7 protein-coding genes are annotated in these 6,133 nt (G+C 40.2%); all 7 read left to right on the top strand.

Annotated features, from left to right (window positions below; all coding sequences use genetic code 11):
• The first annotated feature begins 267 nt into the window (after nt 1-267).
• The 7 genes from V7147_RS08290 to V7147_RS08260 all read left to right on the top strand — a co-directional run bounded on the left by V7147_RS08290 (nt 268) and on the right by V7147_RS08260 (nt 6,101).
• Complete coding sequence (locus V7147_RS08290; RefSeq protein ID WP_335367380.1) at nt 268-1,221, top strand: metal ABC transporter solute-binding protein, Zn/Mn family; 954 nt, start codon at nt 268-270, stop codon at nt 1,219-1,221.
• The gene (locus V7147_RS08285; RefSeq protein WP_335367379.1) at nt 1,221-1,976 is read left to right on the top strand and encodes a metal ABC transporter ATP-binding protein; all 756 of its coding nucleotides are present in this window, start codon (nt 1,221-1,223) and stop codon (nt 1,974-1,976) included. The genes V7147_RS08290 and V7147_RS08285 overlap by 1 nt, the downstream gene beginning before the upstream one ends.
• Nucleotides 1,954-2,874, top strand: coding sequence for a metal ABC transporter permease (locus V7147_RS08280; protein ID WP_335367378.1), 921 nt, complete (start codon nt 1,954-1,956; stop codon nt 2,872-2,874). Before V7147_RS08285 ends, V7147_RS08280 begins: the two co-directional genes overlap by 23 nt.
• Nucleotides 2,871-3,758: a metal ABC transporter permease gene (locus V7147_RS08275; protein WP_335367377.1), complete on the top strand. Its 888-nt coding sequence runs from the start codon at nt 2,871-2,873 to the stop codon at nt 3,756-3,758. Before V7147_RS08280 ends, V7147_RS08275 begins: the two co-directional genes overlap by 4 nt.
• Nucleotides 3,759-3,780: 22 nt before the next feature.
• Entirely contained in the window at nt 3,781-3,909 is a 129-nt protein-coding gene (locus tag V7147_RS08270; protein WP_335367376.1) for a hypothetical protein, read from the top strand.
• A gap of 17 nt (nt 3,910-3,926) precedes the next feature.
• Nucleotides 3,927-4,292 carry a metal-dependent transcriptional regulator gene (locus V7147_RS08265; protein WP_335367375.1) on the top strand — a complete coding sequence of 122 codons (366 nt, stop codon included), beginning with the start codon at nt 3,927-3,929 and terminating at the stop codon, nt 4,290-4,292.
• Nucleotides 4,293-4,859: 567 nt separating this feature from the next.
• Nucleotides 4,860-6,101, top strand: a complete 1,242-nt coding sequence (locus V7147_RS08260) for a sugar ABC transporter substrate-binding protein (RefSeq protein ID WP_335367374.1) — start codon at nt 4,860-4,862, stop codon at nt 6,099-6,101.
• Nucleotides 6,102-6,133: the final 32 nt, after the last annotated feature.

The raw sequence follows: 6,133 nt of genomic DNA, 5'->3' as shown, positions 1-6,133 counted from the left end.
CGTTCGGAAAGGTCTTCATAAGAGGTATGAAGACCACTTCGAGCAAAAATCCCGTTCGGAAAGGTCTTCATAACCCGATCATCCCCATTCACCAGCTGAAAAAAGAAAAAATTGGAATATTTTTAAAAAAGTACTTGACAGGACTTGCATATAGGAATTAATCTTTCCTTAAGGAAACAATTTAGCCCCCAGTAAAACACTCAATTTTTTTTACCTAAAAAGTTGCCCTAAAGAAACATTTATTCACTAGCGCAAGGAGGAATTAAAATGATAAATGGTAAAACGGTTTTCAGATTTATTATTTTAGGATTAGCAATGATCGTGTCTTTAATGGGGTGTGCTAAATCCACAACTCAAACGGATGGAAAGGATCAAGAAGATACCATTCATGTTGTCACGACAATTGCACAGATTGGTGAGCCAATGCAGCTCATAGGCGGTGACCGTATAAAAGTAACAAGCCTTATGGGACCAGGAGTAGATCCACATTTGTATCAAGCGACACAAGGTGATATTACAACGCTCCAACATGCAGATATTATTTTTTACAGTGGTCTCCATCTTGAAGGAAGGATGGGAGAAATCTTCGAGAAATTAAAAGAAACAAAACCAACATTTGCGATAGGAGAGTCAATAGATGAGGACCGATTATTAGCAGACGAAGGGGGCGCAATCGACCCACATATTTGGTTTGACCTCGACATTTGGAAGGATGGATTAGCAAGTGCAACGCAAAGATTAAAACAGTATTCTCCTGAAGATGCCGTCTATTTTGAAGAAAACAAACAAAAGTATTTCGCAAAAATAGATGAATTAAAGGCAGAGGCGTCTAAGAAGCTCGCGAGTATTCCAAAAGAACAGCGTGTCCTTGTAACAGCCCATGATGCATTTGGGTATTTCGGACGCATGTATGACATTGAGGTTGTCGGTCTTCAAGGATTAAGTACAGAGGATGAGGTTGGGTTATCTGACATTCAATCAACAGTTGATTTATTGCTTGAAAAAAATGTGCCATCCGTGTTTGTAGAAAGCAGCATCAACCAAAATTCAATCAAAGCAGTGATTGAAGGTGCTGCTAAAAAAGGCCAAGACATCACATTGGGTGGTGAGCTTTTCTCGGATGCAATGGGTAAAGCTGGAACCGAGGAAGGCACCTATTTAGGGATGTACCGTCACAATGTAAATACCATATATGATGGACTAACAAGGAGTGTTAAATAATGGACGTTCTACATGTAGAGGGGCTTAGTGCCGCTTATCGTAAAAATACAGTTCTTCATGATGTTTCATTTTCAATCAAACAAGGGTCACTTACAAGTATTGTTGGACCAAATGGCGCAGGAAAGTCCACCTTAATCAAAGTATTGCTAGATCTACATCCATGTATATCAGGTACGACATCTTTTTTTAGCCAATCGTTAAAAAAGGTAAAAGCAAGGATTGGCTATGTGCCACAACGCGGGTCTGTGGATTGGGATTTTCCCACAGATGCATTGGATGTGGTGATGATGGGGATGTATGGCCAAATAGGATGGGTAAAGTGGCCAAATAAGCTCCATCGAGAGAAAGCTCTTGTGGCGTTGGATAAAGTAGGGATGGCTGATTATGCAAACCGCCAAATTAGTGAATTGTCGGGTGGGCAACAGCAGCGGGTCTTCTTAGCGAGAGCACTAATTCAAGATGCAGATTTGTACTTCATGGATGAACCGCTTGCTGGTGTCGATGCAGCGACAGAGCGTGCAATCATGACCATATTAAAGGAATTAAAAAATGAAGGCAGAACCGTACTTGTTGTCCACCATGATCTTCAGACCGTTGAAGACTATTTTGATCAAGTCTTATTTTTAAATCGTACCGTTATTGCACATGGTGACGTTTCTTCAACCTTCACTACAAATAACATTGAAAAAGCCTACGGTGGAGCAGTTCGTTGGCTAAAAGGGGGGAGTGGCATTGTCAATTCTACTCTCAAGTAATTTTCAGTGGGTATTATTTAGCACACTGCTTCTTGGTGTAGCTGCTGGTTTGGTTGGTTGCTTGGCTTATTGGAAAAAACAAAGCCTTATGAGTGATGCTCTATCACATGCAGCCCTTCCCGGGGTGGTGATCGCGTTTGTTATTTTTCAAGTAAAGGATTTGCATGTACTAATTATAGGTGCTGCTATTAGTGCGCTAGTTGGTGCATTCTGCATCATGTTTATAAAATCAAATACTCGGATAACGGAAGATACAGCGATGGGGATGATTTTAGCGGTATTTTTCGGTGGAGGAATTGTCCTTCTTACACTTGTGAATCAGAGTAGTGAAGGAAATCAAGCGGGGTTGAACAATTTTATCTTTGGTCAGGCGGCCTCCATGGTTTCGTCAGATGTCATGACAATGTCAATCCTAGCCGTAGCCGTCATCTTGATTGTCATCATTGGCTTTAAAGAGTGGAAATTATTCCTCTTTGACCCCCAATTTGCAAAGGGGCTAAGCCTCTCGATAAAAGGAATGAATTTTATCTATTTAATGCTCCTTGTCGTTACGGTTGTGGTAGGGATTCAGGCTGTTGGTGTGATTTTGATGTCCGCCCTAATCATCATACCTCCTGTGAGTGCACGATACTGGACGAATTCTTTTAAAATCATGATGTGGTTATCAGGAATTTTCGGAGGCATTTCAGGCGCTGTTGGAACGACGATAAGTGCATTAGGATCCAGTTTGCCGACAGGCCCATTTATTGTCGTAACCTCAGGATCTATTTTTCTATTATCCTTGTTTTTTGGAATCAAAAAAGGATTAGTCGTTGAATCTATCATGCTACGAGATAAAAAGAAGGAAGTAAAAGAACTTCCGATTTCCAATACCTTTGTAAAGGAGGGAAAACAATGAGTTATACAGCATGGATTTTATTAACCGCGTCTTTAGTTGGGATTTCTTGTGGAATTGTTGGGGTGTTCCTGATCCTCCGTAAAATGGCGATGATGGCAGATGCAATAAGTCATACAGTCTTACTTGGTATTGTCGTAGCTTACTTGATTACTCATAGTTTAAGTGGAATCCACATGCTCATCGGTGCTGCCGTAGCCGGAATTATCACGACGTATTTTGTGCAGTGGTTCCATTCAAGGGGAGTCGGTCAGGATGCTTCCATAGGAGTGGTTTTTACAACACTCTTTGCAATCGGGGTTATTCTGATTGCTACAAAAGTAGGAAATGCTCACTTGGATGTTCAACATGCATTAATGGGGGAAATCTCATTTGTTCCTTGGAATACGGTTGAAGTCCCGTTGTTTGGCAGCATACCTTTAGCAACGCTCATGCTAGTCATTGTATTATTCGTGGTCGTTGTGGTAATCGGTCTTTTTTATAAAGAATGGAAACTAACAACCTTTGATCCAGCACTTGCGGCAAGTATCGGAATTCCAGTACTTGGGTTGCATTATCTATTTATGACACTAGTTTCGGTTACGACAGTAGCTTCATTCGATGCAGTTGGTGCCATTATGGTCGTTGCAATGCTGATTGCTCCTGCTGCGGCTGCCTATCTCTGGACCGACAAACTGCTTGTAATGCTTTTTCTAAGTGCAGCCTTTGGGGTGATATCTGCAGTGGTCGGGTATTATTTTGCACTCTGGATTGATTCATCGATCTCTGGTTCAATGGCTTTTGCCACAGGAATCATCTTTTTAATTAGCTTTATCATCTCACCTCGACATGGAATGCTTTCAAATTGGATACGCCCAGCAAGAGAAACATCTCATCTTGGGCAATAGTAATAGAAAAGGCGGTGGGAACGTGAAAAGAAGTGCAAGGATTAATTCTAAAATTCTTAAGTACTCCATTGTTCTAAAAGCTTTTGGGATCATTGATCAGGAGGAGTTTCAACAAATTATCGGTAGCTCTACAAATGAATCAGATGATTGAAAAGGTGGTGTTGAATTGTGACGTCCGCTAATCGGGAAAAATATCTTTTAGAAATATATGCAAATTTAAATGAAGAAGGTTTTGCACGCGTATCTCAATTAGCTAAGTCATTGAATGTTACTGTTCCCTCCGCTTCGAAAATGGCAAAGAAGCTAAAGGAGGACGGACTCGTCGAATTTCAGCGATATGGGATTCTCACTCTCACAGAAAAAGGAAATCATTTGGCTTCGCAATTAGCACTAAATCACGAGGTCCTCTCCCGTTTCTTTCAATTCATCGAAGTGGAAGATGAGAAAATCGAAGAGGAAGTCAAAAAAATTGAATCACATGTTAGCAGTGACGTTATAAAAAAACTGGATACCTTTCTTACAGATAGGATATAGGAGGCAGAGATCCATTGTCGCAATTAGGATGGTGGACTCTTTCTTGCGTGAAAAAGAGAGTCGATTTTCCAGATGAAAAAAGGGGAATCGGCATTTTGGTGTTTGATGAATTTAGGTGTGTGTAAGCATGAAAACCATTCCGAGCGGAAATCTCGTAACAAAAGGTCTTCATGTGCCCGATGAAAACCATTCCAAGTGAAAATCCCGTACAAAAAGGTCTTCATGAACCCGATGAAGACCACTCCGAGCTAAAACCTGAGTCAAAACGTCTTTCATAAGCACCCACCCGCGCACATATCTCTTGGGACAAGGAACCTGTCTAGAGTGACCCACCCAATGTAATGCCGTTTTTACTAAAATTCACCACACGCAAACCATTCTTTACCCCCACTATAAATCCCGAATCCCTTTATTTACTAAACGCTTCAAAAACTGTAAAACCCTACCATAATAAAAGTAACCCCAAATTATTCTTGCTAAATATTTAGTAAAATATAAAATAAAACCGTTTACATTTAGTAAAATTCCGAATATAATGAGGGTGTCTTATAAAAAGGAGGAGCAATTATGAAGCTAGTAAAATTCAAATCTATATTTTTATTATTTATTGCAGCAATGTTGCTTTTAGCAGGTTGTAGCTCGACATCTAGTGAAAGCGGTAACGACACTACCAAGGATGGTAAAGTAAAACTTCGCTTTGCTACATGGGATGTAGGGGACGATGTTGACCTGCAGCAAGACATGATTGATAAGTTCAATGAATCTCACGAAAATATTGAAGTTGTTTTAGAAGCTTACGGAAGTGAGTATGATACAAAAATTACAGCAGGTATGGGTGCGAAGGATGCACCAGACATTATGTACATGTGGAACTACCCAACATACAAAGATGCATTAGAGCCACTTGATTCTTACCTTGAAAAAGAAGGTGCGGAGTACAAAGACAATTTCTATGAAACTCTTTGGAACTATAACTCTGCAGATGGACAAGTTCTTGGATTACCAGTTGGCTACACAACACATGTTGTTTATTACAACAAAGCTTTATTTGACGAAGCAGGTGTTGACTATCCACAAGCAGGCTGGACTTGGGAAGACCTTCAAGAAACTGCTAAGAAACTAACAAACAAAGAATCGAAAGTATCCGGATTTGCTTTTTCTGGAAAGCCTGACCCATATGATTTCGAAATGTTCTTATGGGGCAACAACGCATCTTATGTTGACGAAGAAGGTAACCTAAAAGGAAATCTTGATTCAAAAGAATCAGTAGAAGTGTTTGACATGTTCCAGAACATGGCGAAAGATGGCTATGCTATCACTACTGAAGGTTCTGGTGCAACAGAAATGAAATCAGGTAAAGTTGCAATGTTCGTATACGGTGCATGGGGACTAACTCCATTAAAAGAAGCTGGAATTGATTACGGTGTTGTTGAACTACCAACATTCAAAGATGGAAAAAGCGTAAGTATTTTAAGTTCTTCAGGTGTTTCAATCTCTAAAAACTCAAAGCACAAAGATGAAGCATTTGAATTCATTAAATTCTGGACAAACGAAGAAGCAAACAAAGAAAGAATCGGTTTTGAGCTACCTGTTCTAAAATCTGTAGTTGAAAGCGAAAAGCTAGAGCAAGACGAAATTAAGAGTGTGTTCTATTCAATGCTTGAAAAGAGTGACGGATTCACGCCTGCATCCTTCATCGTTGAGGACTGGAGCCAAGTATCTGACAATCTAAACTATGTATTTGAATCGATCTTCAACCCAAGCACTCAAGTGGATCCAAAAGAAGCATTAAAGGATGCTGCTCAATAACACTTTCAAATAGAGGTCTAGCTCCAGGCGCC

It is taken from the genome of Bacillus sp. JJ1521 (genome assembly GCF_036965165.1).
Lineage (GTDB): Bacteria > Bacillota > Bacilli > Bacillales > Bacillaceae_L > Ferdinandcohnia.
Note: the sequence above shows the minus strand (reverse complement) of the source record. Positions and strands in the feature narration are given on the sequence as shown.